The 26,774-nt window shown below is 35.2% G+C and carries 26 protein-coding genes and 1 riboswitch; of the genes, 11 read left to right on the forward strand and 15 right to left on the reverse strand.

Annotation, left to right across the window (positions count from 1 at the left end; translation table 11 throughout):
- Nucleotides 1-12 precede the first annotated feature (12 nt).
- Nucleotides 13-1,041, reverse strand: coding sequence for a Gfo/Idh/MocA family oxidoreductase (locus tag BKP56_RS04030; protein WP_072693820.1), 1,029 nt, complete (start codon nt 1,039-1,041; stop codon nt 13-15).
- 257 nt (nt 1,042-1,298) lie between these two features.
- Here BKP56_RS04030 and BKP56_RS04035 point away from each other — a divergent pair, with 257 nt between their 5' ends.
- A complete protein-coding gene (locus tag BKP56_RS04035) occupies nt 1,299-2,159 on the forward strand; it encodes a MurR/RpiR family transcriptional regulator (RefSeq protein ID WP_072693821.1) in 861 nt (286 codons plus the stop codon).
- A gap of 74 nt (nt 2,160-2,233) precedes the next feature.
- On the opposite strand, the gene BKP56_RS04040 is transcribed toward BKP56_RS04035, so the two are convergent.
- The 3 genes from BKP56_RS04040 to BKP56_RS04045 form a co-directional block, all read right to left on the reverse strand.
- Complete coding sequence (locus BKP56_RS04040) at nt 2,234-3,355, reverse strand: lactate oxidase (RefSeq protein ID WP_072693822.1); 1,122 nt, start codon at nt 3,353-3,355, stop codon at nt 2,234-2,236.
- A 122-nt stretch (nt 3,356-3,477) separates the two neighbouring features.
- On the reverse strand, nt 3,478-3,576 hold the full coding sequence (locus tag BKP56_RS13975; protein WP_232226926.1) for a DUF6440 family protein: 99 nt from the start codon (nt 3,574-3,576) through the stop codon (nt 3,478-3,480).
- Between the two features lie 63 nt (nt 3,577-3,639).
- The gene (locus BKP56_RS04045) at nt 3,640-4,320 is read right to left on the reverse strand and encodes an IS6-like element IS1216 family transposase (RefSeq protein ID WP_001015311.1); all 681 of its coding nucleotides are present in this window, start codon (nt 4,318-4,320) and stop codon (nt 3,640-3,642) included.
- A gap of 439 nt (nt 4,321-4,759) precedes the next feature.
- Nucleotides 4,760-4,868: riboswitch (NiCo riboswitch) on the forward strand.
- Nucleotides 4,869-4,998: 130 nt separating this feature from the next.
- On the opposite strand from BKP56_RS04045, the gene BKP56_RS04050 reads away from it, so the two are divergent.
- A complete protein-coding gene (locus tag BKP56_RS04050; protein ID WP_002337545.1) occupies nt 4,999-6,858 on the forward strand; it encodes a heavy metal translocating P-type ATPase in 1,860 nt (619 codons plus the stop codon).
- Nucleotides 6,859-7,280: 422 nt separating this feature from the next.
- Here BKP56_RS04050 and BKP56_RS04055 read toward each other — a convergent pair whose 3' ends face one another.
- The gene (locus BKP56_RS04055) at nt 7,281-7,484 is read right to left on the reverse strand and encodes a hypothetical protein (protein WP_072693823.1); all 204 of its coding nucleotides are present in this window, start codon (nt 7,482-7,484) and stop codon (nt 7,281-7,283) included.
- A gap of 99 nt (nt 7,485-7,583) precedes the next feature.
- Between BKP56_RS04055 and BKP56_RS04060 the strand changes: the two genes are divergently transcribed.
- Nucleotides 7,584-8,264, forward strand: a complete 681-nt coding sequence (locus BKP56_RS04060) for an IS6-like element IS1216 family transposase (RefSeq protein ID WP_001015311.1) — start codon at nt 7,584-7,586, stop codon at nt 8,262-8,264.
- 192 nt (nt 8,265-8,456) lie between these two features.
- Here the strand turns inward: BKP56_RS04060 and BKP56_RS04065 are convergent, their stop codons facing one another.
- The 4 genes from BKP56_RS04065 to BKP56_RS04080 form a co-directional block, all read right to left on the reverse strand.
- Nucleotides 8,457-9,221: an ABC transporter permease gene (locus tag BKP56_RS04065; RefSeq protein ID WP_072693824.1), complete on the reverse strand. Its 765-nt coding sequence runs from the start codon at nt 9,219-9,221 to the stop codon at nt 8,457-8,459.
- Nucleotides 9,218-9,871 (reverse strand): ABC transporter ATP-binding protein, encoded by a 654-nt coding sequence (locus BKP56_RS04070; protein WP_002307505.1) that lies wholly within the window; start codon nt 9,869-9,871, stop codon nt 9,218-9,220. The genes BKP56_RS04065 and BKP56_RS04070 overlap by 4 nt, the downstream gene beginning before the upstream one ends.
- A gap of 83 nt (nt 9,872-9,954) precedes the next feature.
- A complete protein-coding gene (locus tag BKP56_RS04075) occupies nt 9,955-10,377 on the reverse strand; it encodes a cupin domain-containing protein (RefSeq protein WP_072693825.1) in 423 nt (140 codons plus the stop codon).
- Nucleotides 10,378-10,600: 223 nt separating this feature from the next.
- A complete protein-coding gene (locus BKP56_RS04080) occupies nt 10,601-10,852 on the reverse strand; it encodes a hypothetical protein (RefSeq protein WP_072693826.1) in 252 nt (83 codons plus the stop codon).
- A gap of 153 nt (nt 10,853-11,005) precedes the next feature.
- Between BKP56_RS04080 and BKP56_RS04085 the strand changes: the two genes are divergently transcribed.
- On the forward strand, nt 11,006-11,230 hold the full coding sequence (locus tag BKP56_RS04085) for a hypothetical protein (RefSeq protein ID WP_072693827.1): 225 nt from the start codon (nt 11,006-11,008) through the stop codon (nt 11,228-11,230).
- 123 nt (nt 11,231-11,353) lie between these two features.
- Here the strand turns inward: BKP56_RS04085 and truA are convergent, their stop codons facing one another.
- From truA to BKP56_RS04100, 3 genes are all read right to left on the reverse strand, one after another.
- Nucleotides 11,354-12,094 carry a tRNA pseudouridine(38-40) synthase TruA gene (gene truA, locus BKP56_RS04090; RefSeq protein ID WP_072693828.1) on the reverse strand — a complete coding sequence of 247 codons (741 nt, stop codon included), beginning with the start codon at nt 12,092-12,094 and terminating at the stop codon, nt 11,354-11,356.
- Between the two features lie 80 nt (nt 12,095-12,174).
- The gene (locus BKP56_RS04095) at nt 12,175-12,432 is read right to left on the reverse strand and encodes a hypothetical protein (protein WP_072693829.1); all 258 of its coding nucleotides are present in this window, start codon (nt 12,430-12,432) and stop codon (nt 12,175-12,177) included.
- 115 nt (nt 12,433-12,547) lie between these two features.
- On the reverse strand, nt 12,548-13,159 hold the full coding sequence (locus BKP56_RS04100) for a CadD family cadmium resistance transporter (RefSeq protein WP_072693830.1): 612 nt from the start codon (nt 13,157-13,159) through the stop codon (nt 12,548-12,550).
- 191 nt (nt 13,160-13,350) lie between these two features.
- Here BKP56_RS04100 and BKP56_RS04105 point away from each other — a divergent pair, with 191 nt between their 5' ends.
- The 3 genes from BKP56_RS04105 (at nt 13,351) to BKP56_RS04115 (ending at nt 18,539) form a co-directional block, all read left to right on the forward strand.
- Nucleotides 13,351-14,484: an exonuclease SbcCD subunit D gene (locus BKP56_RS04105; protein ID WP_072693831.1), complete on the forward strand. Its 1,134-nt coding sequence runs from the start codon at nt 13,351-13,353 to the stop codon at nt 14,482-14,484.
- The gene (locus tag BKP56_RS04110; protein WP_072693832.1) at nt 14,484-17,543 is read left to right on the forward strand and encodes an AAA family ATPase; all 3,060 of its coding nucleotides are present in this window, start codon (nt 14,484-14,486) and stop codon (nt 17,541-17,543) included. The genes BKP56_RS04105 and BKP56_RS04110 overlap by 1 nt, the downstream gene beginning before the upstream one ends.
- A gap of 102 nt (nt 17,544-17,645) precedes the next feature.
- The gene (locus BKP56_RS04115; RefSeq protein WP_072693833.1) at nt 17,646-18,539 is read left to right on the forward strand and encodes a fructose bisphosphate aldolase; all 894 of its coding nucleotides are present in this window, start codon (nt 17,646-17,648) and stop codon (nt 18,537-18,539) included.
- A gap of 525 nt (nt 18,540-19,064) precedes the next feature.
- Here BKP56_RS04115 and BKP56_RS13755 read toward each other — a convergent pair.
- The 3 genes from BKP56_RS13755 to BKP56_RS04130 form a co-directional block, all read right to left on the reverse strand.
- Nucleotides 19,065-19,310, reverse strand: a complete 246-nt coding sequence (locus BKP56_RS13755; protein ID WP_198033984.1) for a transposase — start codon at nt 19,308-19,310, stop codon at nt 19,065-19,067.
- A gap of 1,652 nt (nt 19,311-20,962) precedes the next feature.
- On the reverse strand, nt 20,963-21,871 hold the full coding sequence (locus BKP56_RS04125; protein ID WP_072693835.1) for a Cof-type HAD-IIB family hydrolase: 909 nt from the start codon (nt 21,869-21,871) through the stop codon (nt 20,963-20,965).
- A gap of 4 nt (nt 21,872-21,875) precedes the next feature.
- Nucleotides 21,876-22,745, reverse strand: a complete 870-nt coding sequence (locus BKP56_RS04130) for a MurR/RpiR family transcriptional regulator (RefSeq protein ID WP_072693836.1) — start codon at nt 22,743-22,745, stop codon at nt 21,876-21,878.
- A 121-nt stretch (nt 22,746-22,866) separates the two neighbouring features.
- Here BKP56_RS04130 and gnd point away from each other — a divergent pair, with 121 nt between their 5' ends.
- The 4 genes from gnd to BKP56_RS04150 are packed head-to-tail and all read left to right on the forward strand — an operon-like array spanning nt 22,867 to nt 26,766.
- Nucleotides 22,867-23,802, forward strand: coding sequence for a phosphogluconate dehydrogenase (NAD(+)-dependent, decarboxylating) (gene gnd / locus BKP56_RS04135; protein WP_198033985.1), 936 nt, complete (start codon nt 22,867-22,869; stop codon nt 23,800-23,802).
- 12 nt (nt 23,803-23,814) lie between these two features.
- On the forward strand, nt 23,815-24,819 hold the full coding sequence (locus tag BKP56_RS04140; RefSeq protein ID WP_072693838.1) for a D-isomer specific 2-hydroxyacid dehydrogenase family protein: 1,005 nt from the start codon (nt 23,815-23,817) through the stop codon (nt 24,817-24,819).
- Nucleotide 24,820: 1 nt separating this feature from the next.
- Nucleotides 24,821-25,921: an iron-containing alcohol dehydrogenase family protein gene (locus BKP56_RS04145; RefSeq protein ID WP_072693839.1), complete on the forward strand. Its 1,101-nt coding sequence runs from the start codon at nt 24,821-24,823 to the stop codon at nt 25,919-25,921.
- 14 nt (nt 25,922-25,935) lie between these two features.
- Complete coding sequence (locus BKP56_RS04150) at nt 25,936-26,766, forward strand: PTS mannose/fructose/sorbose/N-acetylgalactosamine transporter subunit IIC (RefSeq protein ID WP_072693840.1); 831 nt, start codon at nt 25,936-25,938, stop codon at nt 26,764-26,766.
- The last annotated feature ends 8 nt before the right edge of the window (nt 26,767-26,774 follow it).

Below are 26,774 nucleotides of genomic sequence, written 5' to 3' on the forward strand. Positions count from 1 at the left end.
TTCTGACTAAAATTATTGATTATTGAGATCCATTTGACGAATACCTTCTTCTAAAATCTCAATTTGACGGATTGTTTCTTCGTCCTTCACTATTTTTTCTTTCCCATTTACTAATGATTCGTATATTCCTTGATAAATACGGCTATAATCTCCTACTTCTGACACCACTTTTTCTTCATGGTATCGTCCTGCCTCATCCATATAGTATAAAGTACCGTAATGCTCGGGGAGATCTACACCAAAGTCTTTATTGTCAGGCATATAAAATAACTTCAAGTGTTCTTCTTGACGATCTTTTGTCTCTTTGATAAAAGTTCCTTTTGTACCATAGACAACAAAACTTGGCCGTTCTTTCATTCTGAAATAACTTGATTTTACAGATACTTTCAAATTGCCAGCGTAATGTAAGTCCAAATCAAAATAATCATTCATTCGACCACTTCCCAAAAGTTGGCGGACGTCATAATTCACTTTGTTTGGGCTACCAAAATAAGATATAACTTGATCTACAGTATGACATGCATGAGTGTATAAGAAACTATCTAATGGACTGAATGTGTCACTAGATTGTGGTACTTCTGGTCGGAAGTAGTCAAAATGCATATCCATCTCAAAAACTTCACCTAGTACGCCACTTTCAATTACTTTTTGCACAGTTAAAAAGTCGGAATCGAAGCGACGATTCTGATAACATTGAATAAATAACCCTTTTTCTTCTGCTAAAGCAAATAACTCTTTCGCTTGTTCAGAAGTTTCAGAAAAAGGTTTTTCTACTAATGCATTTTTTCCATTGATCAGTGCTTCTTTAGCTAAATCATAATGACTTTGTGGGGGTGTAGAAATAACCACTAACTGAACGTCAGAATCATTCCATATTTCGTTAATATCTTTAACATACTCTACCCCTGGTAAAGCATCCCAAGGAGATTGATCTTCCGGGGATAATATTTTCTTGATTTTGATATTTTCAACTTTACTTGAAAATGGAATATGATAGCGATTGGCACTCTTTCCATTACCGATATAAGCAATAGTTAACATAAAAGTAGTTCCTCCTATATATTTTTCTATTTTACTAAGCACCCGCTGATTTTCAGATTAAATCTTTTACTTACATTTAGCGTTGCTTATTCAATATCATTTAACCATTAAAAAAAACATAAGTAAATAAATCTTAAAAAGTAGACATTTTATTCAAAAACTTTGTCCTTTACGAAGATAAATGTGGAATTTCTTTTCATGATCTATAGATTGACAAGAAATAGGGAATCATTCAAAATATAATCAGGAGGTCTATTATGATGATTTTAACTGCACTTCAAAAACAAATTGGATTTAACGACTCAGAAAGAGCACTGGCTGATTACATATTAAATAATCGCGAAAAAGTCTTGGATTATTCTATACAATCTTTATCACAAAACACTTTCACTTCAACTTCTACTATTGTTCGTTTTTGTCGTAAAATAGGTCTAAAAGGATATAAAGACTTTAAAATCAAGTGGTCTGCAGAACTGCAAAAAGAATATAACGCTATAACAAATGTAAATCCTGACTTCCCCTTTACAGAAGACGATTCCTACAAAGAAATACAAAAAAAGATTTTAGAATTATTTACAGAATCACTGCAGAAAACTCATTCAATCAACTCAAATGAAAGTATGGAAGAAGCTGTTGATCTTCTACTTAAAGCAAGAAGAATTGGTATTTTTGCGTATGGAGATACTTATCTTCCAGCCTTGAATTTCCAGAATAAAATGATGAAAATCGATATGCCTGTTCAGTTATCTGTTCTTCCGGGAGAAAACCGCCATTTAGCGGCTAATTTCGGGAAAGAAGACTGTGCTATTATTCTCTCGTATAGTGGAGAAAGTAAAAATAATTACTTTATTACAAATATTTTGAAAAAAAATCATGCCTGCATTATTGTTGTTTCTGCAAATCCTGATTCTCACATTGCTAGTCTGGCTGATTTAATTCTTCCTGTTGCAAAAAGTGAAAGTAAATCTGTAAAACTTTCAACTTTTTCATCTCAAATCGCTATAGATTATATCTTAAACACTTTATATGGTTGTATTTTTGTGGCAAACTATGAAAAAAACCAGGCTAAGCGTATTGAATCCGAAACTTTACTGCTAAATGATCGATTCGATTCTTGAAAATGAGTATATAAAAACTAGACTAGCTGTCCCCTATCATCTTAAGGAGGATCAACTAGTCTAGTTTCTATTACTTATTTATATCGAGCATTATCAAATAACTTAGCATGTTTGATGTCTTCTATTGTCTGCGTTCCAGCCAGCTGCATTACGCGTTTCAGATCTGTTTCGAAGTATTCGAGGACAGACTGCACGCCTTTCCAACCTCCCAATGCTAATCCATAAAGCATCGGACGACCGAGTGCTACGATATCTGCCCCACTCGCTAGCGCTTTAAAGATATGTTCTCCGCGACGAATGCCACTGTCAAATATAATTGGGACGCGATTTCCGACAGCTCTTGAAATTTCTGCGAGTGTATCAAAAGATCCTGGTGCACCATCTAACTGACGTCCGCCATGATTAGACACCCATACTCCAGAAGCTCCTACACCAATAGCCAGCAGGGCATCTTCAGGTGTCTGAATCCCTTTAACAATAACCGGCAGCCCAGAGTAACTTGTTAGAAACTCAACATCTTTCGGGCTGATTTTCTGTTTAGATTGTGCATAAATATTATTCAGCGACATATTCTCTCCGCTGCCAGATAAATAACGAGAAACAATCGGCATACCAAATGGGTAGACAAATTTGTTTCGAATATCGGTTTCTCTATTCCCACTCAGAGTAGCATCGGCGGTCAAGATGATGGCAGTTGCTCCATCTTTTTTTGCTTCATCAACAATCAGTTTGTTCAATTCATCGTCCTTACTCATATAGAGCTGGAACCACCTAGGAGATCCTTTCAATCCTTCTTCAATTTCTTCAAAAGTTGCGCCAGAGTAAGCACTGATTGACATAATCGTTCCATATTCTGAAACTCCTCTAGCTGTTCCGGCTTCTTTTGTTGCATGTGCTAGCCCGTGTGCCGCAATAGGTGCCATGATAAAAGGGGCTGGGATATTATGTCCTAAGATAGTGGTCTTTGTATCTGGATTTTCGACATCTGCTAATACTCTAGGTAAAATGCCTTTGTGGTTAAAAGAATCTATATTCTGTTTCTTTGTATATTCATCCCCGGAACCGCCAGATATATATCCATATCCACCACTTGGCATAACTTCTTTTGCTAATTCTTCCAGTTCAAAAGTATTCACTATGTCAATTTCTTTCACTTCTGTTGGTGCATTATATTGATTGCTTTTATCTTCTGACAAAGCGTTCACTCCTTTTATCAATTGAGATAGTTGATTAAAATTTTAATTATAAAAATTATAGTACTATATCGTTTAATTTTACTGTAAACGGTTTTATAAATCAAAGCAATCAACTCTCTTTTTTACATTTGCGGGGTAATATCAATAACAACTTCCCCACGTTCATCCAGTAACGGTGTAATACTACTTCCGCCACCTACCCAAGACTGTAGATAATTCACACCTGTTTCGGTTCTGTTGCAAAGTTTTAAATAAAGAATAAAATCCCTTACGGTATCTATGATTTAAGCTGGGATTCCCAATAATACCTTGATTTCAGTACAGACCGAAAACCCGAAGAGAGTGCCTTCTTTTCGGGTTTTCTTATATAATCCTCGAATGGCTTCCATGCCTTTAATCGTGGTAGAAGCAGTGCGTAAACTTCGATAGAATTTATTGCGTCTCTTTACTGGACGATGGTCTTGTTCAATCAAATTATTCAGGTATTTAATGGTACGATGTTCTGTCCCTTGATAAAAGCCGTATTCTTTTAGTTTCTTAAAGGCACTTGTAATAGAGGGGGCTTTATCTGTGACTACAACCTTCGGTTCATCAAACTGCTTCACTAACCGCTTAAGAAAAGCATAGGCTGCTTGTGTGTCCCGTTTTTTACGTAACCAAATATCCAAGGTTAAACCATCTGCATCGATGGCTCGATACAAATAATGCCATTTTCCTTTAATTTTGATGTACGTTTCATCCATTTTCCATGAATAAAAGGATTTTTTATTTTTCTTTTTCCAAATTTGATAGAGTAGTTTGCCATATTCTTGCACCCAACGATAAATCGTCGTATGAGAAACGTTAATGCCACGATCATATAAGATTTCTTGAACTTCACGATAGCTAAGGTTATAACGAAGATAGTAGCCCACGGCTACAATAATCACATCCTGCTGAAATTGCTTTCCTTTAAAATGATTCATCGTCATTCCTCCTGCTATCTTTTTCTATTATTCTACCTTATTTGATAGTAGATTTAAAACTTTGCAACAGAACCCTTTAAAGTATTATGAATATTCAAAACAACAGAGGGAGAACAGGAGTGAACACATGGGTGATTTATTAAAAAAAAAGAATTGATGCAATTATTAGAAATTTACCAAAAAATGGGAGAAGAATATCAAAAATTATTTAAAAAAGTGGAAATAAAACTTTATGAACTAACTAAGGAAGCATACATTTCCTAGACTTCGATCCGCCACAAAGCTTATGGCTGCGATTGCTATTCTACCCTGTTCAAATAATGGAAAAGCGATTTGAAATTCAAAAAAAATTTGTTATAATAGTCACATGAGAATCAATGAAGCATATTAAAACTAAATAATGAAAGCTTTGGAATATAACAGATTTTGTTGGTTATATTCATTGTGATCTGAACAGGCGGTGGACATATAAAAGGTCCATGCAGCCGGGCTGCAATTTTTGCGGCAGCAGAGTATGTAAATAATAAGGGCATACCTGTGGGACAGTTAATTCTGTTCTATAGGTGTGCCCTTTTTTATATATATATTTCTAAATAAAGGGGAGTGAAAAGATGAGATGAAATGGATTTGTAATAATTGGTAAGCAAAAAAACAAAAAATATGAAAGAGGTTTTAGAAATGGTTGAGTATCTAACAAAAAGTAGGCAAGGACAATTTTTAGTTGTCGGTGTTTTATTTACAATCTTAGGGTTTATCTTTATCCCACTAAATGATGCATACAGTTCCATACTATTTTATATTTCAATTTTCTTTTTAGGCTTCTATGCGGCAAAACATGCTGTTGTTGAAACGATTAAAGATCGCTCACCAAATGTCGACCTATTAATGGTTTTGGCAGCAGTTGGTGCAGTAATCATTGATTTTGAGTCTGAAGGAGCGGCGTTGCTATTGATTTTTGCTGCTGCAGAAGTTTTGGAAGATTATGCAACGAACAAATCCACCAGCGCGATTTCAGAATTAATGGCGCAAGTACCCGACACAGCCCAAGTGCTAAAAGAAAATGGGGATGTAGTGGTTACCCCTACGAAAGAGTTAGTTATTGGGGACATTGTCGTGGTATCGAAAGGTGGTCAAATCCCTATTGATGGCTTGATCGACCGAAATGCAATCGTGAATGAAGCGGCTTTAACGGGTGAGTCTGTCCCAGTAGAAAAAGAGTTAAAGGAGGAAGTTTTTGCCGGAACGATTAATGAAGGAAATGTTTTTCATATAGAAGTAAACAAGACACTGAATCAAACCATGTTTTCCAATATTATCCGGATGGTTGAAGAAGCACAAAACAAACCTTCTCGAATCGCAAAGTTTATAGACCGTATTGAAAGTAAGTACGTGATTGGCGTTTTAATTATCATACCTATTTTCATCTTCTTTCTATATTATTTCCTAAGCCTACCATTAGAAGAAGCATTTTATCGTGGAATGGTACTTTTAACAGTGGCTAGTCCATGTGCATTGATGGCATCAGCTACACCGGCTACGTTAAGCGCGATAAGTAATGGAGCCAAAAACGGTATCTTATTTAAAGGTGGAGCCGCAATGGAAGCGTTAAGTACAATGAATATTTTGTATACAGATAAGACCGGAACATTGACGTATGGCGACTTCCAAGTGGTCGATTATCATTTGGACCAAGAGCTGTTAAAAGAAGTCATTTATATGGAGCAACAATCCAGTCACCCAATCGGAAGAGCAATTGTTTCTGCCTTTAAAGAGATTAACTTAGCACAAGTGAATCAAGCGGAATCGATTGAAGAAATTGCTGGTTCGGGAATTAAAAAAGGGGCAATCCTAGTTGGAAAACCGGATGCATTTAAGCAATATGATAAATTTGATCAGTTTGAAAAGCTACTGGAAAAAGGCGATACGACCATATTTGTAGCGAAGGGAAATGAAGTCGTCGGTTACTTCTCACTCCGGGATCGAATTCGTCCGCAGTCAGCGAGTACGGTTGCGGATTTCCAAAAAGAGGGCATCAAGGTTTATCTTTTAACGGGAGATAACGAAAAGGTTGCGGCACAGGTTGCAAAGGAAGTAAAGGTAGATGACTATATTTCTTCCATGTTACCGGAAGATAAAATAGATTTTGTCTTAAAAAGCCAAGGAAAAGAAGAAGTTGTTGGGATGATTGGCGATGGGATTAATGATGCGCCCGCGCTAGCGAATGCAGATATCGGAATTGCGATGGGAAGTGGCTCGTCAGTCGCAATGGAATCCTCTGATGTCGTTGTAGTGAAGAATGATTTGTCTAAATTGTTTTATAGCTATCAGCTAAGCAAGAAATTAAATAAAATCATTATTCAAAATGTCATTTTCTCCATCGCTGTTATTGTCAGCTTGATTACTTTAAATATGTTCGGCGTTCTGGGACTTCCTTTAGCAGTACTATTCCATGAGGGCTCCACAATCCTCGTCATCTTAAACGGCTTGCGGTTGTTAGGGTCCGAAAAAACAAAAGCGGAATTAAGTGGTGCTTATTAGACTGCATCATGATATTAGCTGAAAGGGTGAGCGAATATCTACAGCTTTTTAAATTTGTATCTGTAGGGAATGAAGCTTACCCTTGGCGAAAGCCTAAATCGTCAAAAAAGCTGATAATTTCTGAACAGAAATTATCAGCTTTATCTATTTTAAATACATGCTAAAAATCGTTTATTCAAACTTGATTGTCATCAATTATTAAAAACAATAAAGGAGCTATCATAGAGTTATACGAAAGAGTAAAACAAAAAAGACCGCGCAGTGAAAAACTATTTTCGAAGGAAAACCACTTCTTGATGAGGATCAATTCTTAATCTGATTCAATCCAGTAGACTTACATTACAAACAACAAACAGGAGGAAAAAATCATGCAAAGGTGTATTTTAGGAAAGAAAAATCAAATCACCGTCATCAGTGGCATATTAATCGTAATAATTTCCTTCGTTATCGATGGCCTCGATTTGGATGGCAACGGACTTATTTTTTAATCTAGCCACTTGAAGCACCTCGCCAATCTCTTGTTCGGACATTTGGGGCTTTGGGGAATTGATGTGAGCCAATCCTTTTTGAATTTTTTCCTGTTCAGCTGTGTGTTCAGATAAGAAAAAGCCCGCCCATTTTTTCATACCCCGGTCTTGATATTCGTCATTCGGTTCTGTTGCAAAGTTTTAAATCTACTATCAAATAAGGTAGAATAATAGAAAAAGATAGCAGGAGGAATGACGATGAATCATTTTAAAGGAAAGCAATTTCAGCAGGATGTGATTATTGTAGCCGTGGGCTACTATCTTCGTTATAACCTTAGCTATCGTGAAGTTCAAGAAATCTTATATGATCGTGGCATTAACGTTTCTCATACGACGATTTATCGTTGGGTGCAAGAATATGGCAAACTACTCTATCAAATTTGGAAAAAGAAAAATAAAAAATCCTTTTATTCATGGAAAATGGATGAAACGTACATCAAAATTAAAGGAAAATGGCATTATTTGTATCGAGCCATCGATGCAGATGGTTTAACCTTGGATATTTGGTTACGTAAAAAACGGGACACACAAGCAGCCTATGCTTTTCTTAAGCGGTTAGTGAAGCAGTTTGATGAACCGAAGGTTGTAGTCACAGATAAAGCCCCCTCTATTACAAGTGCCTTTAAGAAACTAAAAGAATACGGCTTTTATCAAGGGACAGAACATCGTACCATTAAATACCTGAATAATTTGATTGAACAAGACCATCGTCCAGTAAAGAGACGCAATAAATTCTATCGAAGTTTACGCACTGCTTCTACCACGATTAAAGGCATGGAAGCCATTCGAGGATTATATAAGAAAACCCGAAAAGAAGGCACTCTCTTCGGGTTTTCGGTCTGTACTGAAATCAAGGTATTATTGGGAATCCCAGCTTAAATCATAGATACCGTAAGGGATTTTATTCTTTATTTAAAACTTTGCAACAGAACCGTCGTTCCAAAGATTCGATGACAAAAATATCCTTCTTCCTTAAAAAATGAAGTTCTTTTTGCAATTATTCTCGTGAGGTCTTCTTTTAACTACATAAAATTGTAACCACTGGTTTTAAGAGTAGTGTATCATCCCAAATCATATAATTAATTGACTGCGATTGTTATAAAACTCACGGTAAGCCATATAACTAGCAATAAATGAAGAAATCGCAGTAACTGAAATCAACATAAACATCACAACAATTTGGTAACGAATCGCTTGAACAGGATCAATTCCCGCAAAAATCAACCCTGACATCATACCTGGTAGGCTGACAAGTCCAACCGTTTTTGTTCGGTCAATAGAAGGAGCCATGCCCGTTTTGACGCTTTCTCTTACAATACTCATGGACGCTTGTTTTTTATTGGCTCCCAATGCCAATTTTTCCAATACCTGTTGGCGTTGGTCCGTAAATTTTGAATTCAAAGACCGATAGGTCACTCCAATCGCAGTCATGGCGTTGCTGGCAATCATGCCTGTAATTGGAACGATTTGGGAAGGGGTCCAGTCAATGACTCCTGAAAAAACAAGAATGAGTAAGGACAAGGCTGTTCCTACTCCAATAGCCGTCGTTGAAATTTTAAAAGAGCGGTTGATCCCCTCACTGCGTGTATGGGCGTTATAAGAAGCGTTGAACACAATGAACAAAACCATCGCTAAAGTGAGAAAGTTGTTATCCACTCGTAATACGTAGCTCAATACATATCCAATAAGGAATAATTGAATGACAGCGCGAATTCCCGCAATAAAAATGTCGTTTCCTAATCCCAATTTCTCTTTGTAATCAATCAACAAGGCAACTATCAAGAGGACAGAGGATAAAAGCAAAGAAAGATTACTGATTTCCAAATTATTTGTCATTTCGATTCCTCCATTTTTCCACCTTTGATAGTAATCAGACGAGAAGCTTGGTCGATTTCTTCCTGGTTGTGAGTGACGGCCAACACCGTAGTTTGTTGGTCTTTCATCATGTCTCGGACTAAATCAAGGACAATCGCTCTGTTTTCTTGGTCCAATGAACTGGTAACTTCATCCAGGAGCAACACTTTCGGTTGATACATCAAATTTCGGACCAATGCAACCCGTTGTTTTTCCCCTCCTGATAGTTCCTTGACCTCTTTCGATAAGTAAGTTTCAGGTATTTGAACTCGTTCTAACAATTTTTTTGCACGTTCCCGATCAAATCCTTCTTCTCTTATGCGGGCAGGAAAAGACAAGTTCTCTTGAACTGTCTCATCGAATAGAGAAGCGTTTTGAAAGAAATAAGAGACTTCTTTTCTATACTCCACAGGATCGATTTTTTGCAGATCCGTACCTCGATAATAAATTTTTCCGGAAGTTGGGGAAAGCAGCGTACCAATTAATTTCAAAAGGGTACTTTTTCCACTTCCAGAAGGACCAGAAAAAACAATCACTTCCCCTTTGTTTACTGTAAAAGAGATATCTTGAAGGATTTGGTTTCCGTTTGCCTGAAAACCAACCTTCTCTAATTGAAACAATGAATCACTCATACCACTTCTCTCCTTTATAAAAAAGCCCTGCACCAGTGGACCATCCATACGGGTGCAGGGCTTTTGTTTCATCCTAGTGTACCTCAGTGTTCGTTTGGATCGTTTTTGGCGTCTTCATGAGTAGGGTGAACCGTTCCTTCTAGGTGATCAGGGCCAGCATAAATGGTGTAAAGTTTAAGGGGTTCGTCTCCAATATTTTCAATATTGTGCCACATATCAGCAGGTACAAAAACAGCATCATCATCAGATACAGTTTCCTCAACATTCAAATTGTTTTCAGTAGGGCCCATTTTGCATAATCCAGTGCCCTTTTCAATACGAATAAATTGGTCGATCCCGTGATGCACTTCCAACCCGATATCATCGCCTGGTTCTATAGACATTACAGTTACCTGCAACTTTTCACCAGTCCAAATGGTTGTACGATAATTCGAATTTTTAGTTGTGGCATCTTCAATATTAATTACGTAAGGTTCTTTTCCGTGGTCTTTATAGTCAATAATCATAATTCCGCCTCCAGTTTATATTTTTTATTACATTGTAATTATTATAAACTGAGTATATCACCAAGTGGATTTTTAAGCAACGCCTTTATAGCAAATATTTTTAAAATATAGTAGTTTAAATTTGAGATAAAAAAGTTCTGTTTAAAAAATAAAAAAGCTCTTTCCTCTAATTTTAGAGAAAAGAGACTTTGTCAGAGTGAAGTTAAAGTAACTCATTAAGGAATTAGATTTTATTTTTTTCAAAGTAGTTGTTCAAATCTTTCTCTGCAGCATTGAATAGAACTGAATTAGGATTCAAGTAAAGTCCCTTATTGTTAAAATAAACAGAATCATCAAGTAAGAATTCCGGCAGTAACCTTGGTTCACCGTTGGATTCAATTTTATACTTGAAAAACAAATCAGCCATGGCATTTAACTGAAATGTACCGTAATCCTGTTCACTTTTGGGGAACTGCATATTTTTAATCTTTGACATAAGTTCGAGACTCCTTTTTTATCTCATTTATTTTTGAGAGCGCTATAATTTATTTTATCAGAATATCCATTATATATTTTAAAATAAATGAATAATTGGTCAATCTTAACTTTATGGAACTCTATTCAGCATACTGAAATCAGGAGGCAACTTATGGAAATTATCTATGTTTTGAAAACTACTTTAGAAATCAAATGGCCAATCTTACTATTTGAGCTTATCTTATTATTCGGAGGAATCATGCTTATAGTGACTGGAACAAAAGTCAGAAAGCAAAGCAAATCTACAGCGCTAATGAGTATAATTTTAGGCGTAATCATTATATTGATATCGTTATATTTATTATTGTGGGCTGTTATGTTTGGATATAATGCCTAGTTAGTTAATAAAAATCATTCTTTGAATAGCTTTCGTCAAATCAAATGATTGGTTTTTACTTTGATAGATTAGTTTCTGTTGGTACATATTATAGATGGAGTATTTGAAAATTACTTGCGCTTTTTAATTATAATATACTTCATCCAGAAAAAGGCCTTGAGCAGGTACGGTCATCCCGGCTTCGCTTCTAATGCCACTCTCAAATATAGTGTCAATTACTTCCAAATCTGTAATTCCTGAACCGATTTCTAGGAGTGTTCCCATAAGAATTCTAACCATTTTGTATAGAAAGCCTTCCCCTATAAACGTAAAGTGCAGTAAATTGTCTGCTCTCTGGATAGAAATTTCATCAATGGTTCGAATAGTTGATTTTTTGGATTTTTTAAGAGCAGAGAAACCGATGAAGTCGTGTCTTCCTATTAATTTTTCACAGGCTTTATTCATTTTGTCCAAATCCAATTGTTCAGAGTAATGGAAGCTGTAATTGCGCTCAAAAGCAGAAGGAACAACGTTATTCCAGACGTAATAGCTATATTTTTTCCCGACGGCATGATACCTGGCATGGAACCTTTCTGGAACTTCTTCCAATTCTTTGACGATGATATCTTGAGGAAGATATCGAATCAGATACTCCTGCATTGTAGGGAGATCCATATCGATTGATGTCTTGAAATTAGCTACCTGTCCTTTGGCGTGAGTACCTGCATCTGTGCGACCTGAACCTACAATTTCAATTTCGGAACTGGTCATTTTGGTTAGAATATTTTCTATTTTTCCTTGAATGGTCTTGTCCGAATCGCCGAGCCTTTGCCAACCTAAGTATCTACCACCATCGTACTCAATCGTCATCTTGATATTTTTCATTTTATACCTCGTAATCATCTGATTTTTTATACTTTGTTATAAGGATTTCAAAAGCATCCCAAATCTAGTGTTAGTTTTATTTATCCCAATTTACCATGTACTTCAAAATAATTGGTTAAATCCTTTTGAGCTGTTTTAAATAAAATAGAGTCAGGATCTAATTGGATCTCAGTATTATTTATATAAACAGAATCATCCATTAGTAATTCAGGTAATAGTTTTGGTTCTCCGTTAAAATTTATTTTATATTTAAAAAATAAATCACCCATCGCATCTAATTGAAATGTTCCGTAGTCGTCTTCCGTCTCGGGGATTTTCATGTTTTTTAACTTTTCCATGGTTTAATCCACCTTTCTCATGTAAAAAGTTTGAACGATTCACTTACGAGAATTGTCACTTTTATTATATCAGTATATTGGTCGGATACCACTAAAGTAACAATCGAAATATTTCTTATATATACAGTAAAGTATTAATAGTGCCATTTTCTAACATGATATATAGTCCAAGTCCAATGAATACGACCGGGACAATGATTCGCTCATATTTTTCAATCGTTTCAGATACAAAAGAGATTTCTGCTAATTTGTAACTAATCTGGCAAAGAAGAAAGGTTGATATGAAGAATACAATCAGTATCACTATAATTTCTGAAAAGGATAGAGAAGTAAAGTAAGGAATATAAATTCCTAAATTATCACCGCCAGAAGCAATGGTTAGTAGAGTCACAACCCAAAATAAGCGTGTAGATCCGCGTTTTTCCAGTTTCTCGACCACTTTCCCCTCTTCTTCTTCGCTTTCTTTCAGCAAGGCGATACGAACCCCTAAGAAAATTGGAATCAATCCAAGCAGTCCGATCAACCAGTATTGAGGAATGAAATTTAATACATAAGCTGCGAATAAGCTCGCAACTACTAAGATACCAGTCCCAATATATTGACCACCATAAATTTGAAAAAGCCCTTTTCTAGTATAGCTTTGAGAAAAAATAATCATTAAGATAAACAAATAATCAATGCTGGTAGATATATAAACAGCAATTGCTGATAAAATCGTTTGTGTCATAGAGGTTTCCTCCATATCAAGTAATAGAATAATCTTATATATTTTAGATTAACCTTTTTAACCAGCTATGGGAAGACATTAGTATATAAAGTACCTATTTTAAATAAAATAGTAAACCAAATATATGTTTCTATAAATGAAGGTTTTTGTTAAAATGAAAATAATTATAGAGTAGAGATTGGAGACTGGACATGCGGATTTTACATACAGCAGACTGGCATATCGGAAAAATTGTTAATGAATTTTCTATGTTGGAAGATCAAGAATATTATTTAAATCAGTTAGTTGATAAAGTAAAAGAATTGAAAATTGATGTATTGATTATGGCAGGAGATTTATATGATCGGGCAATTCCACCGAAAGAAGCTGTGACACTGGCAAATAAAATCATTACCAGATTAATCAAAGAAGCAGGTATTCCAGTGTTAGCGATAGCCGGTAATCATGATAGTAACGAACGGTTAGAATATGCTGCAGAGCTACTTGAAACGAGCAATTTATTTATTGAGGGAATGGTTAAAAAAACACCGAGAAAAGTAACAATCAATGGTGTGAATTTCTATTTATTACCTTTTGCCGATCATATTACTGTCAGACAGTTGCTGGAACAAGACGATATCAAAGATTTGGAAGATGCTACTAAAGCCCAAATAGAATTAATGAAAGCAAGTATGAACTTAGAAGAAACAAACATTCTGATTGCACATGGATATATTGTGAATCAGACAAAAGAGTCAGTAGAAGATTCTGATTCAGAAAGACCCTTAAGTATTGGTACAGCGGAATTTGTGGATGCTGGCATCTTTGAAGACTTTGATTATGTTGCGCTAGGACATTTGCATAAAGCCCAGAAAGTGAAATGGGAAAAAGTCAGATATAGTGGATCGCCATTGAAATACTCAAAATCTGAAGTTCCTCATAAGAAGAAAAGCTGGATCGTTGAAATCGAGAAAGATAAATTGGAAGTAGAGCCGATTGAAATCGAACCGTTACGAGATATGCAGGTACTGCGTGGGACATTTGAAGAATTAATGCAAAGTGAATCTAGTCATTATACTTTTTTTGAGCTTGAAGATAAAAATTACGTGATGGATGCGATGAATCAGTTGAGAAGACGCTATCCTTTTGCAATGGGATTAGAGTATGTTGGTCGCGAAAGAAATGATTCAAAAACAGCGAAGCAGACACAAGAAACGCTTCAGAAAAAGTCCATGGTAGAGCTGTTTGAAGATTTTTATACGACTTACAAACAAGATACGATGGACGAAAATCAAAAGTCTGCTGTAGAACTAGTAATGAATGAAGTCCAGAAAGGAGAAAACTGATGCGCCCATTAAAATTAGTCATGAATGCTTTTGGTCCTTATAAAGGCAAAGTTGAAATAGATTTTACTCAGTTAGCCCAGTCTTCTTTATTTCTGGTCAGCGGACCAACTGGAGCAGGTAAGACAACGATATTTGATGCCATTGCTTATGCTTTGTTTGATTCGGCAAGCGGAGATTCTCGCCAGAAAGATACTTTCAAATCACAGTTCGCTAAAGATACAGATCTCTGTTACGTCGAACTTGAATTTGAATTAGGAGAAAAAAGCTACTTTATTCGCCGTGAACCAACACAAATCGGTCCTGGATCACGTTCAAAAACAAAACAGATTCAATCAAATGTGGAATTACACAAAGACGGTAAAGTCACGACCAAAGTAAAAGAAGCCAATGATGAGATCCAAGAAATCTTAGGACTGACGTATGACCAGTTCAGACAAATTGTTATGCTGCCGCAAGGATCGTTCAAAAAGATGCTTGAGTCAAACAGTGGCGACAAAGAAATTATTTTCAGAAATATTTTTCAGACTAAGCAGATTGAGCAGTTTCAAGAAAAGCTAAAAACCAGAACCAAGATTCTGGAAGACCAGCGTAAAAGCCATACACAGGCTATAAAACAAGCTTTTTCGAGTATAGCGATCGAAGATAATGAAGTTCTGGAGAAAGCTATTGAACAGTATGATGTGGAAAAAACATTGGCCGTTCTGGAAGAGAGTATCGATAAAGAAGAAAAAGAGTTATCAGCAGTAAAAGAAAAAATTTCTCACTATCAAAATGAACTGAAATTACATGAACAAGTCATCGGCTGGTTGGAACAGCAAGAAAAATATACAAATGAGAAAAATGAATTGAATACCAGAGAAGACACCATCAAACAAAAAGAATCAGCAGTCCAAAAGCATACTGAAGCTCAAAAAATAGTTGAAGCTAAGACGACAGTGGATGAAACAGAACAACAGATCCAAAATAAAACGACTCAGCTTGAAGAATTAAGAGAAAAGCAAGCTGAGTTAATCGAAAAAGAAAAAACAGAATCAGCAAAACTGGAAGCTGTAAAAGAAGAACTTAATCAGTTAGCACTTGTTCGAACTGAAATTACGAAACTAAATGATGAATGGAAAGTCTTTGATCAAGTAGAAGAAAAAGAGCAATTGATCAAACAACAAGAAGAAATAATTCAAGAGAAACAGGAAACATGCGAAACTTTGAAAGAAGCGTTAGAGGAAGTGGGAAAAACAACTGAAAAAACAGAGACGGACTTAAAGCTGATCGCAGACTTAAAGATTAAACTCGAAGACCTGAAAGAAACCATTTCAACTTCTAAAGAAACGCTTCAACAATTAAGTAACCGCAATGAAGAATTAAATAGGATTTGTGCTCTTCAAAAAGAAGAGGTCGAATTAAACAAAACTTATATCGAAGTAAAAGCAGCAAAAGAAAAAGCTTATCATGAACTCGTCAAAGGAAAAGCGGCTTACTACTCAAACTTAGCGAGTGTTCTGGCTAAAGAACTAGTTGAGGGTGAACCTTGTGCTGTGTGTGGATCTGTCCATCATCCAGCTAAAGCAACGGGAGGTAAAGAAAGCCTGACAAAAGAGGAACTGGAAGCATTGGAGCTGGCAGAAAAAGAAACAAATACTCGATTTACACAAGTCTCAGCGAAACTGGAAAATCTTACAATAGATATCCAATCTCGTTCTGCTCGTTTAGAAATCGATCCTTCAGAAACAGGTGCAGCATTCAATAAAGGTGTAGCAGAAGAGCAAGAACTTCAAAACCAGTTACAGGTGTTCAAGAAAGAACTTGAAACAGGAGAAAAGCAAGCAGGTGAAGAAGCAGATCTGAAACGAAAACTGGAGGAGTTGCGCAAAGAAGAAAGTCGTATTAGGACAGATCTCCAAAAATGTGAGTCTACTATCGATTTCGCCACAGTTAGAAAACAAGAATTAACAGAAGAACAAGCCAAGCTAAAAGGACAACTGAATGCTGAATCTAAACAGGCTATCCAGCAAGCTATAAAAGAAAAAGAGCAGTATATACAAACAACGGAAACCACTCATAAAACACTTCAAAACAATATGAGTATACTGAAAAGCGAATTAGCTTCAACTAAAACAGCTATTGAGCTGACTGAATCTCAACTGGTAGAAACGACAGCCAAAAAAGAACAGCTGATAAAAAAATTCAAGCAGTTAAAGGAAACTAGTCAATTGGGCGAAGCTTTTGCAGAGTATTTATTGGAAGAAGTAGAAAAAGAAACGTTTGTCAAAGAAATAGAAGAATATAGAACGGCTGTGCTGGTCAATCAGGATAGAATAAAACAAATAGAGGAAAACCTGAAAACAGTTGGTCCAATCAAAGAGAAATCAGTATATGAAGCAGAAATAATTCAAATCAAGACCCAAGCGAGTGAGTGTGAAACACAAAGAGATAAGCTGCTGACCTCATCTTCACAGAACAAACGAGCTACAGAAGCAATTCAAGATTATCAGAAACAAAGCAGTCAAGTGGAGAAAGAATATCAACTGTACGGAGCACTCTCTACCCTGGCCAATGGATCCAAAGAGACAGATTATATCTCATTTGAACGGTATGTTTTAGGCATCTATTTTGAAGAAATTCTGATTGCAGCCAATCAAAGATTCAGCCAAATGACCAATCACCGCTATGAGCTGCAGCGTCAACTAGAGAAAGGAAAAGGTTCCGGGAAACAAGGATTGGATATGGAAGTGTTTGATCATTACACTGGAAAAACAAGAAGTGTGCATACGCTATCTGGAGGGGAAACCTTTAAAGCTTCACTAGCGTTAGCGTTAGGACTAAGTGATGTAATTCAAAACCAGAATGGCGGCGTCAGCGTGGATACTCTATTTGTGGACGAAGGATTTGGAACGTTGGATTCTGATTCATTGGATATGGCGGTCCAGACCTTACTTGATCTGCATCAGAAAGGTCGATTAGTTGGTATTATTTCTCATGTAGACGAGTTAAAGACACGCATTCCTGCACATATCATTGTTGAAAAGACAGCGACAGGAAGTACGGCGTATATTCAGAAATAACTTAGAGAAAATAAAGTGATTTCCTTTAACAATCTAATGTAGGAGCGTTATAATAAAAGAGTAAAGATATACTAAGTTTATTATACGAAAGGAATGGTTTAATTGAATAAAGAACAATTGAAACGAATGGGTTCTGGAGAAGGGTTTATTGCGGCGCTGGATCAAAGTGGCGGAAGTACGCCAAAAGCATTAAAAGCGTATGGTGTTCCGGAAACGGCATACTCCACAGATGATGAAATGTTTACTCTAGTTCACGAGATGAGAACACGGGTCATAAAAAGTCCTTCGTTTACTTCCGAATATATATTAGGTGCGATTCTTTTTGAAAACACAATGGATCGCTTGATTGATGATAAATATACTGCAGATTTCTTGTGGGAAGAAAAAGGAATCATTCCTTTCCTTAAAGTTGATAAAGGGTTAGCAGAAGAGGCAGAAGGTGTTCAAATCATGAAACCAATGCCAGATTTGGACCAATTGCTCAAAAGAGCCGTTGACCATCATGTTTTTGGAACAAAAATGCGTTCTGTCATCAAAGAAGCAAATAAAGAAGGCATTAAAAAGGTTGTCGATCAGCAGTTTGAAGTTGCTATGCAGATTGTTAAAGCGGGACTGATGCCAATCATAGAGCCTGAAGTAGATGTCTATAGTGAAGATAAAGTGGAATCAGAAGAATTATTGAAAGCTGAAATCAAATCACACTTGGATCAATTGGATGAAGACACACAAGTTATGTTGAAGTTAACCATTCCAACCAATGCTGGATTATACACTGAATTCAGTGAACATCCTAATGTATTACGCGTAGTTGCTTTATCAGGTGGATATAGCCGAGAAGAAGCAAACGAAAAACTTTCTAAAAATAAAGGATTGATTGCAAGCTTTTCTCGTGCTTTATCACAAGATTTAAGTGCGGACCAGACAGAAGAAGAATTCGATAAACATCTATCAGATGCAATTAAATCAATTTACGAAGCATCTATAGCACCAAAATAGTATAATTTCTAAGGCGCTGGGACAAAAGTCTTTGAAAATCTTTAAGTATAGAGAAACCCTGAAAGAATTGAATTTTTACAATTCTTTCAGGGTTTCTTCTTGTTTATTGACCATGAAGATCGATTGAATGTCAAATTGATCTTCACCTATCCGAAAGTTGGTTCTACATCAAGTTTACATTTACTGTAAATTGAGTGCCTTCTTCTTTAGTAAACCCTGATTTTGATCCCTTTCAATCGCTTGGTTGATGAGTGGAGCGATCTCTTCTTCATAGAATTGAATTTCTTTTTCTTTTAAATTCGAGTAGAATCGATCTACAGAGTTCTTCCAATACAAAGCTATATTTATTGGCTGGCATCTGCTTCAAACTTTGTACCATCTATAAATAATGCTTTACCTTGAAACGATTGTTCTTCTTTTAACCGAAGAAAAAGTACAATAAAGATCTTGTAAAATGTCTTTAGTTTTCTCGGATACCCTGAATCGATTGAGTGTACGGTAAGATACTAACGTTTGACCTGCTAATCATTGCATCGATATATTTTTTTGCATCATTTTTTCGATTTTTCGACAGGGAAAGATCCCGTCTGAATAGGTAAGTAGTCGTGTTTTGAGTAAAACTTTCGGGTGATAAGCCGGGCGACCAAAGTCGTTTTCAATTAAGTGATATTGCGAGTCATCTAAATCTTCCACAACTTGATGAATAGAGTAGACGATATGATTTTCTGGTAAGTAACAGTTCATTTCTAATGGTAAGGCAGTTTGGTCCATGGTATATTGAGTATACATAAGGAGCATCCTTTCTATGATTTGTTGTGATGACTTTATTATATCCAAAGCCGTGCTCCTTTTTCTTACATAAACAAATAAGATCTGCTGAAATCTCAAGTAGATTTTCAGCGGATCTCATTATTTTGTTAAGGCTTTTGTCCCAGGCTCTTTGTTTTTTTCTATACACTTGTAATGATAATGGATAATTCATTAGCTAAATCTAAAATTGATAATAAATGATTAAGTTATAAACGTAATATTTTAGATCATTTCATGCGCCGTTACATAGATTGAAATTTTAAAAAGCCATAATATTAACGTAGAAAAAAACGGAAGTAATGAGAAGCTTAAAGTTCAAAATCCCTATGCAAGTCGTCGGTTCTCTTTCATAATAACTACACCACTGTTCGATGGTTTTCAGCTTAAATAAATTCAGTTCGCGGGTACTTCTTTAATTAAGCGAATTTCAGACTATTCTCAGTTCATTCTTGTATCTGTTTGTTTTGGTTCTGGATTAATCTGCATGCGGCTTTTGTTTTTACACAGTTAAATGAACTTTACCAGATAAAAGCAGCATATCAATTAACTCACTAAGAGATCTCCACTCAGTTTCCAGATAAAAGCAGCATATCAATTAACTCACTAAGAGATCTCCACTCAGTTTCCAGATAGAAGCAGCATATCAATTAACTCACTAAGAGATCTCCACTCAGTTTCCAGATAAAAGCAGCATATCAATTAACTCACTAAGAGATCTCCACTCAGTTTCCAGATAAAAGCAGCATATCAATTAACTCACTAAGAGATCTCCACTCAGTTGCCAGATAGAAGCAGCATATTAATCAACCCACTAAGAGATCTCCACTCAGTTGCCAGATAAAAGCAGCATATCAATTAACTCACTAAGAGATCTCCACTCAGTTTCCAGATAGAAGCAGCATATCAATCAACCCACTAAGAGATCTCCATTCAGTTACCAGATAAAAGCAGCTCATCTCAGTCAGATTTCTATACTTAAGCAAAGTATCTATTTTTAGAGAAATTGGTCTGCGTAACAATAAAGATAGAGACTGAGAGCAAACGAGCTAGAAATCAAAATCAAATTTTGATTTCATGGTGTTCTTGGTTTCCGACACTTCAAATTTTAGACAATGAAGACTTTTGTCTCAGTTACATTTTATTATGTTTTATAGTATATTTTATACATAAGTAAATATTTTTATTGTTCAGGAATTTATGTAGAAAGAATTTGAATATTCATTTATCGTTTTCTACTAGTAAAAGGAAGTATAGAATACTAAAAAAATATAACGAATTTAAGCAAATAAGTCTCATTGCTATTAGAGAAGAGGAGTAGTCTAATGGATAAAGGGTATGTACTTAGAGGTCTTACGATACTGGTATGGATTGCTTTAATCATTTATGCCTATTTTAATGAGGAAGGCTTTTACAACCAGTAACGATTAGTTCGATTTTTGTGCTCATACTTTTAGGGATAAAATTTAATGAAGAGAGACAAATTTCAAAGTCAGCTAATGTAACACGGTCAAGATTAGAAGAAACGATAGACTGGTTGTGGCTTGCTTCAATAATATTCGTCTCCCTTGATATTGTAATCGCATCTGTCTTATCAATATTTTTTAGATAAAGGGTTATTTAACTGAAAGGCTTTGAAATAGCCCCTCTTTTTCAAACTGAGTGAGCATCTTAAAAATACCTGCATTATTGTGGTCATCTGCATGAAAGTTTGCTTTTTGTTTAGCTGAAGGTAATGCGTTTTTCATAGCTATTGAATATTTTTTGTCTTTAAACATCGAAATATCATTTTCACTATCCCCAAAAACCAATAATTCTTCGTTACCAATATTATATTTTTTTTGAAAGAGATTCAAGGCATTGCCTTTTGTTACGTGTCTATTTGTAATTTCCATTTTTCTTTCATCAGAAAAAACGGTCTCGTAGTCTGTAAGAAAAGAATGACCTGCTATAGTATCTTTTAAAAATGTCATATAGTGAGGATCTTGAACAATAGAAATTTTATTACAGAAACTAGGAGAGTCGTTCAGATTCCGAATCATATATTGATTAGGATAGCCATCTCGGGTATCACATAACCACCCATACATTCCTCCCATCCATGGGTAATCTTCTGGCAGTTTCATTTCTCCACGAATATTTTTTTTAAGCTTATAAATATTTTCGGGTAAATACGTATATATGGTATCATCTTGGCTGTATTGAATTTCTACGTTAAATAGAGAAAAGAATTCATTTATTTTTCTAATCTGATCTGATTCTAAAATTCCAAGTCTATTTCGTTTCTTCGAACCTACATCATAAATTGAAGTGCCATTTACATCAATAATTATTCCATCATAAATATTCATATCTAAACTACGTGCATGGGGTAGTAGTCGTATATAACTTCTGCCGCTAGCTAGTATAAGTCGAATTCCCGTTTTTTGCAGTTCTTTCAATTTGTTTAAAGTTTGTAGATCTATATTATTATCTGAGTTGAGCAGTGTGCCATCCATATCACATACGATTGCCTTAATAACCATAAAATCATCCTCCAGTTTTTGTCACATTTAATGCATTTCTTATCTTATCAAGAGACTTCTTATTTTCAGCTTCATTATGATACATAACATTAACATATAAAATATCTATCAACGTCAAATAGAGAATTCGAGAAGTTAAGGTTTCAGATCTGAAAGTAGATTCCTCAGAATAAATGACAAAAGATATATCAGAAAGCTTTACTAATTTAGAATTTGGATTTCCGGTAAGGGATATGATCTTTACACCATTTTTTCTTAAAATTTTAGCCACTTCAATAGTCTCATTGGTTTTTCCGGAATGTGAAAATAGAAATACACAATCTTTTTGGGTAAGTTTAGTAGCATAGCTGAGTTGCATGTGGTAATCAAAAATATAATTACATTGAAAATTTGTTCGTAAAAATTTGTGATAACTATCAAAAGCTACTACGGAAGAAGCGCCTTGTCCAAAAAAGTGAATAGTCTCCGAGGAATTAATAATGTTTAAAGCATCCAATAGTTCTTTTTCATTGAGAGAATTAATTAGATTTTCTAAAGATACTTGGCTAGAGTTGACCACTTTTTGAGCCATAACTAGAGCGCTATCATTTTTGCTAATGTCTGTAAAAGCGGTTAAGTCACCTTCGTGAGGGACGTTCTCTCTAAAATTGGAAGCAACAGAAATTTTAAAATTTTGAAACCCTTCAAATCCAATTTTTTTAACAAATTTAAATATTGTTGCTTCTGATACGCCTGTTTCTTCCGAAAGGCTACTCAAAGTTTTGTTAACAACGTCTCCTCCTAATTTAAGAAGATGGTCGGCTATTAAATTTTCAGTATCATTAAAATGTTTTCTTCTTGGAAACAAAAGCTTTTGCAAATAATTGTGTGACATGATTTGGGCCTCCATTAATAGAATAAGTTTGTTAATTAATATATATCATAAGGAAAGTATACTATAAAACACAAATAAAAAATATTTTTTATTTGTAAGTGTTTACAATAAATAATATTTCATGTATTATGTATTTATATTAAATAAAGGAGGAGCCGAATTGGAAATAGGAATTATAGGATTAGGCAAGATGGGCATGAACCTTTTGTTGAATTTAAAGGAGAGTGATGTAGATAGCGTTGGTTATGATTTGTCGGATGAAGTAAAAGAAATAGGCAGAAAACAAGGATTACATATAGTTGATTCATTAGAAGAACTATTTGAATCTCTTGAAAAAAGAAAAATAATTTTATTAAGTACTCCAGCGGGGAAAATAACGAATCAGCTAGTAAATGATTTAAGTATTTTGCTAAGTCCTGAAGATATCTTGATTGATAGTGGAAACTCAAATTATAAAGATAGTATGAATAATTATAGTATTGCTAAAGAAAAGGGTATAAGATTTTTAGATTGTGGAACCTCCGGAGGAATGGAAGGTGCTCGTTATGGAGCATGTCTAATGATTGGAGGGGATAAAGAAGTATTTGATGAAGTGGAATCATTATTTAAGAAAATTTCATGTGAAAAAGGATATTTATATACTGGTAAAGCTGGGAGCGGCCATTATTTGAAAATGGTCCATAATGGAGTTGAATATGGAATGATGCAATCTATTGGAGAAGGATTCGATATTTTAGAAGCGAGTGAGTTTGAATTCAATCATAAAGAAGTGGCCTCTGTTTGGAATCATGGTTCTGTTATCCGTTCTTGGTTAATTGAATTGATAGAAGAAAGTTTTTCTGAAGATCCAAAACTGAATAAGATAAAAGGAATCGTCGATGCTAGTGGAGAAGGTAAATGGACAATTGAAGAAGCATTACGCTTAGGGATTCCAGTTCCTGCGATTTCTAATGCTTTATTTGCTAGGAATTCAACAAAAATTAATGATAGTTTTTCAGCAAAAGTAGTAGCAAGTATGCGAAATGGTTTTGGTGGACACAAGGTCATTGAAAAGTAAGGAGGAAAGCAAATGGGTAATAAAATAGCTATCGTAAATTCCAGTAGCTTTGGAAGGGTTTTTCCTGAGCATCTTAAGAGATTGGAAAAATTAGGAGAAGTCAAACGGTTTGAGTTTGAGAGCGATATTAAAGGGAAAGACCTTGCTGAAAAACTAAAAGGATATAACATAATCATAGCTAGTGTAACGCCTTTCTTCACTAGTGAATTTTTTGAAAATAAAGATGATTTGAATTTAATAACCAGACATGGGATAGGGTTTAACAATATAGATTTAGAAGCAGCTAAAAGGCACAATACTATAGTTAGCATTGTTCCCCCTTTAATAGAGAGAGATGCAGTTGCTGAAAATAATATTACAAACCTATTAGCGGTAATGCGCCGCACAACAGAATCTTATAAAAATGTTTTAGAAGATAAGTGGGAAAACCGGGCGGAATTTACTGGAAGAGGATTGAGTGATAAAACGGTCGGGGTAATTGGAATAGGGAATATTGGTAGTAGAGTTGCAGAAATTCTACATTATGGCTATAGATGTGAGGTCTTAGGATATGATCCATATAAAACAGACTTAGAATTAAAGAGATTTGGAGCAAAAAAAGTCGATTTAGATAAGTTACTTAAAGAATCAGATGTTATTTGCTTATGTGCTAGTTTAAATAAAGATAATTTCCATATGATATCTACTGAAGAATTAAGCAAAATGAAAAATAATGTCTTTATTTCCAATACTGCCAGGGGAGCATTAATTAATGAACAGGCCCTAGTAGAAGCAATAAAATCTAAAAAAATAGCAGGGTTTGCAACAGATGTATTAGAGGTTGAACCTGGAAGATCTAACCATGCTTACTTAAAATTTGAAAACGTTATCGTCACTCCGCATACTTCCGCTTATACATTGGAGTGTCTCGAAGGTATGGGAACAAAGTGTGTGAATGATTGTGAGGATATCTTGAACAATCAATTACCTTATTGTGCTGTACAGAAAGAGAATGGAATTTTGAATGGAGTAGTGTGATATGAGTATAGATTTGAGTGTAAAAGTTGGGCCTCAATTTTATAGATATAATGAAGATGCTTTTGAATTTATTCCAAATATTTTAAATGAATATAAACCTAGACGAATACTCATTATTCACGGGACTATTTCATGGACAAAAGCTCAACCTTTTTTAAAAAAAGTTTTTCCTGATCAGTATGAATTATACTATCAAGAATATAGTGGGGAATGTAGTTACTCAGAAGGTGAACGATTAGCGAACATAATTAATTCAAAAAATATTGATTTTGTAATAGGAGTAGGCGGAGGCAAATTGGCTGATTTAACTTTATATACCTGTCATTTAGCTAATGTGCCTTTTGGAGTTATTCCTACACTTGCTAGCAATTGTGCATCTTGGACTCCGTTATCTGTTATGTATAAAGAAAATGGACTAGCAGAAGGTAAAACTGAACATGTAAATAGACAAGCAGTTTTTTTACTGATTAATCCCAAGCTAGTTATTGATGCACCTGTAAATTATTTTATAGCTGGAATTGCAGATACCCTTGCTAAATGGTATGAATCAGATATGATTTTAGAACAACAAAAATTTATTGAGGAACCTTTTGCAGATATGGCTAGGTATGCTGCTTTAATGTGTAAAAATAAAATATTATCAGAAGCAAATACAGCTATTTTAGATATGAAAAATGGAGTAGCATCAAAAGAATTCTTACATGTATCTGAAATAGTGATAGGAATTGCTGGACTGGTAGGAGGGTTAGGAGGCAAATATGCAAGAAACACTGTAGCGCATTCGATGCATGACGCGTTGTCTGCTTCTTTACCTGAATTACATGATTTTTTACATGGAGAAAAAGTAGCATATGGTATCTTGTTTCAATTAGCTCTTGAAGGGGAATGGGAAGTGATTGATGAGTTGATTCCCTTTTATACCAGTTTGAATTTACCGAAGAGTTTAACTGAAATGAATGTTTACCCTTTATCAAAAGAAAAACAGAAAGAAATTATTTACTTAATTAATAAAAAGAAAAAAGTACATTTACTTCCAATTGAAATAAATGAAGAAAAATTAAGCAAGGCATTGAACGAATTAGAAAATTATATTAACAAGTGAGGAGATAAACAATTATGGAAACGCTAACAGTTTGGCAAAGCTTAATAATTGCTCTATGGGTAGGAGCTGTAATGTCTCGTTCCTTTTTAGGCGGAGCGACATTAATGCTGCGATTTTCTCCATTAATGACTGGTTTAGTTGTGGGTATCGTAATGGGAAATGTGGCAGATGCTATGATAGTCACTGCAGCTATTCAGTTAATTTATATGGGAGTATTTTCTCCAGGGGGTACCATGCCTTCAGAGCCATCAATTGCAGCGGCAATTGCAGTACCAGTAGCATTACTCGGGAATTTACAGCCTGAAGCAGCCATTGCTATTGCAGTGCCGGTAGGATTATTGGGAACCTATCTATATCAGTTTAGATTTTTTATCAATACATTCCTTGGAAAAAGAACAGACAGAGCAGTTGCGCAGCTAGATCATTCAGGAATAACGAGAAGCGTTATAATTTATCCAACGATTGCATCACTTTTATTATTTGTACCTTTAGTTTTTATCGCACTATTTTGGGGCGCGCCAGTTATTGCTGACGTCATAGCCGCTTTAGAAGGGACAGTTATATTACACATTCTAGAAGTTGTTGGAGGAGGACTAGCTGCCATTGGTATTGCAACAACTATATATGTCATTGGGCGTAAAGAGTACATTGTTTTCTTTTTAGCTGCTTACTTTATGAGTGTTATTTTTCAAGATTTAGGCGTTACAATGGTTACTTATGCAATTATTGGAACATTAATAGCGGCTATATTTGTTTTAGCAAAAAGCAATACAAGTGCAGCTACTACTACAAATACCCCTGTGACAAATGAATTTGATGACGACGAAGACGACGATGACTTTTAATATTATCT

It is taken from the genome of Marinilactibacillus sp. 15R (assembly GCF_001895285.1).
Taxonomy (GTDB): domain Bacteria; phylum Bacillota; class Bacilli; order Lactobacillales; family Carnobacteriaceae_A; genus Marinilactibacillus; species Marinilactibacillus piezotolerans.

Coding starts and splice junctions, on each gene's coding strand:
- BKP56_RS04045 (WP_001015311.1), bottom strand. CDS start 4,320: ATGAATCATTTTAAAGGAAAGCAATTTCAGCAGGATGTGATTATTGTA.
- BKP56_RS04085 (WP_072693827.1), top strand. CDS start 11,006: ATGGAAATTATCTATGTTTTGAAAACTACTTTAGAAATCAAATGGCCA.
- BKP56_RS04125 (WP_072693835.1), bottom strand. CDS start 21,871: ATGGTTATTAAGGCAATCGTATGTGATATGGATGGCACACTGCTCAAC.
- BKP56_RS04150 (WP_072693840.1), top strand. CDS start 25,936: ATGGAAACGCTAACAGTTTGGCAAAGCTTAATAATTGCTCTATGGGTA.
- BKP56_RS04035 (WP_072693821.1), top strand. CDS start 1,299: ATGATGATTTTAACTGCACTTCAAAAACAAATTGGATTTAACGACTCA.
- BKP56_RS04050 (WP_002337545.1), top strand. CDS start 4,999: ATGGTTGAGTATCTAACAAAAAGTAGGCAAGGACAATTTTTAGTTGTC.
- truA (WP_072693828.1), bottom strand. CDS start 12,094: ATGAAAAATATCAAGATGACGATTGAGTACGATGGTGGTAGATACTTA.
- BKP56_RS04070 (WP_002307505.1), bottom strand. CDS start 9,871: ATGAGTGATTCATTGTTTCAATTAGAGAAGGTTGGTTTTCAGGCAAAC.
- BKP56_RS04065 (WP_072693824.1), bottom strand. CDS start 9,221: ATGACAAATAATTTGGAAATCAGTAATCTTTCTTTGCTTTTATCCTCT.
- BKP56_RS04100 (WP_072693830.1), bottom strand. CDS start 13,159: ATGACACAAACGATTTTATCAGCAATTGCTGTTTATATATCTACCAGC.
- BKP56_RS04145 (WP_072693839.1), top strand. CDS start 24,821: ATGAGTATAGATTTGAGTGTAAAAGTTGGGCCTCAATTTTATAGATAT.
- BKP56_RS13755 (WP_198033984.1), bottom strand. CDS start 19,310: ATGGACCAAACTGCCTTACCATTAGAAATGAACTGTTACTTACCAGAA.
- BKP56_RS04060 (WP_001015311.1), top strand. CDS start 7,584: ATGAATCATTTTAAAGGAAAGCAATTTCAGCAGGATGTGATTATTGTA.
- BKP56_RS04080 (WP_072693826.1), bottom strand. CDS start 10,852: ATGTCAAAGATTAAAAATATGCAGTTCCCCAAAAGTGAACAGGATTAC.
- BKP56_RS04140 (WP_072693838.1), top strand. CDS start 23,815: ATGGGTAATAAAATAGCTATCGTAAATTCCAGTAGCTTTGGAAGGGTT.
- BKP56_RS04055 (WP_072693823.1), bottom strand. CDS start 7,484: ATGAAAAAATGGGCGGGCTTTTTCTTATCTGAACACACAGCTGAACAG.
- BKP56_RS04130 (WP_072693836.1), bottom strand. CDS start 22,745: ATGTCACACAATTATTTGCAAAAGCTTTTGTTTCCAAGAAGAAAACAT.
- BKP56_RS04075 (WP_072693825.1), bottom strand. CDS start 10,377: ATGATTATTGACTATAAAGACCACGGAAAAGAACCTTACGTAATTAAT.
- BKP56_RS04105 (WP_072693831.1), top strand. CDS start 13,351: ATGCGGATTTTACATACAGCAGACTGGCATATCGGAAAAATTGTTAAT.
- gnd (WP_198033985.1), top strand. CDS start 22,867: ATGTATTATGTATTTATATTAAATAAAGGAGGAGCCGAATTGGAAATA.
- BKP56_RS04110 (WP_072693832.1), top strand. CDS start 14,484: ATGCGCCCATTAAAATTAGTCATGAATGCTTTTGGTCCTTATAAAGGC.
- BKP56_RS04030 (WP_072693820.1), bottom strand. CDS start 1,041: ATGTTAACTATTGCTTATATCGGTAATGGAAAGAGTGCCAATCGCTAT.
- BKP56_RS04095 (WP_072693829.1), bottom strand. CDS start 12,432: ATGGAAAAGTTAAAAAACATGAAAATCCCCGAGACGGAAGACGACTAC.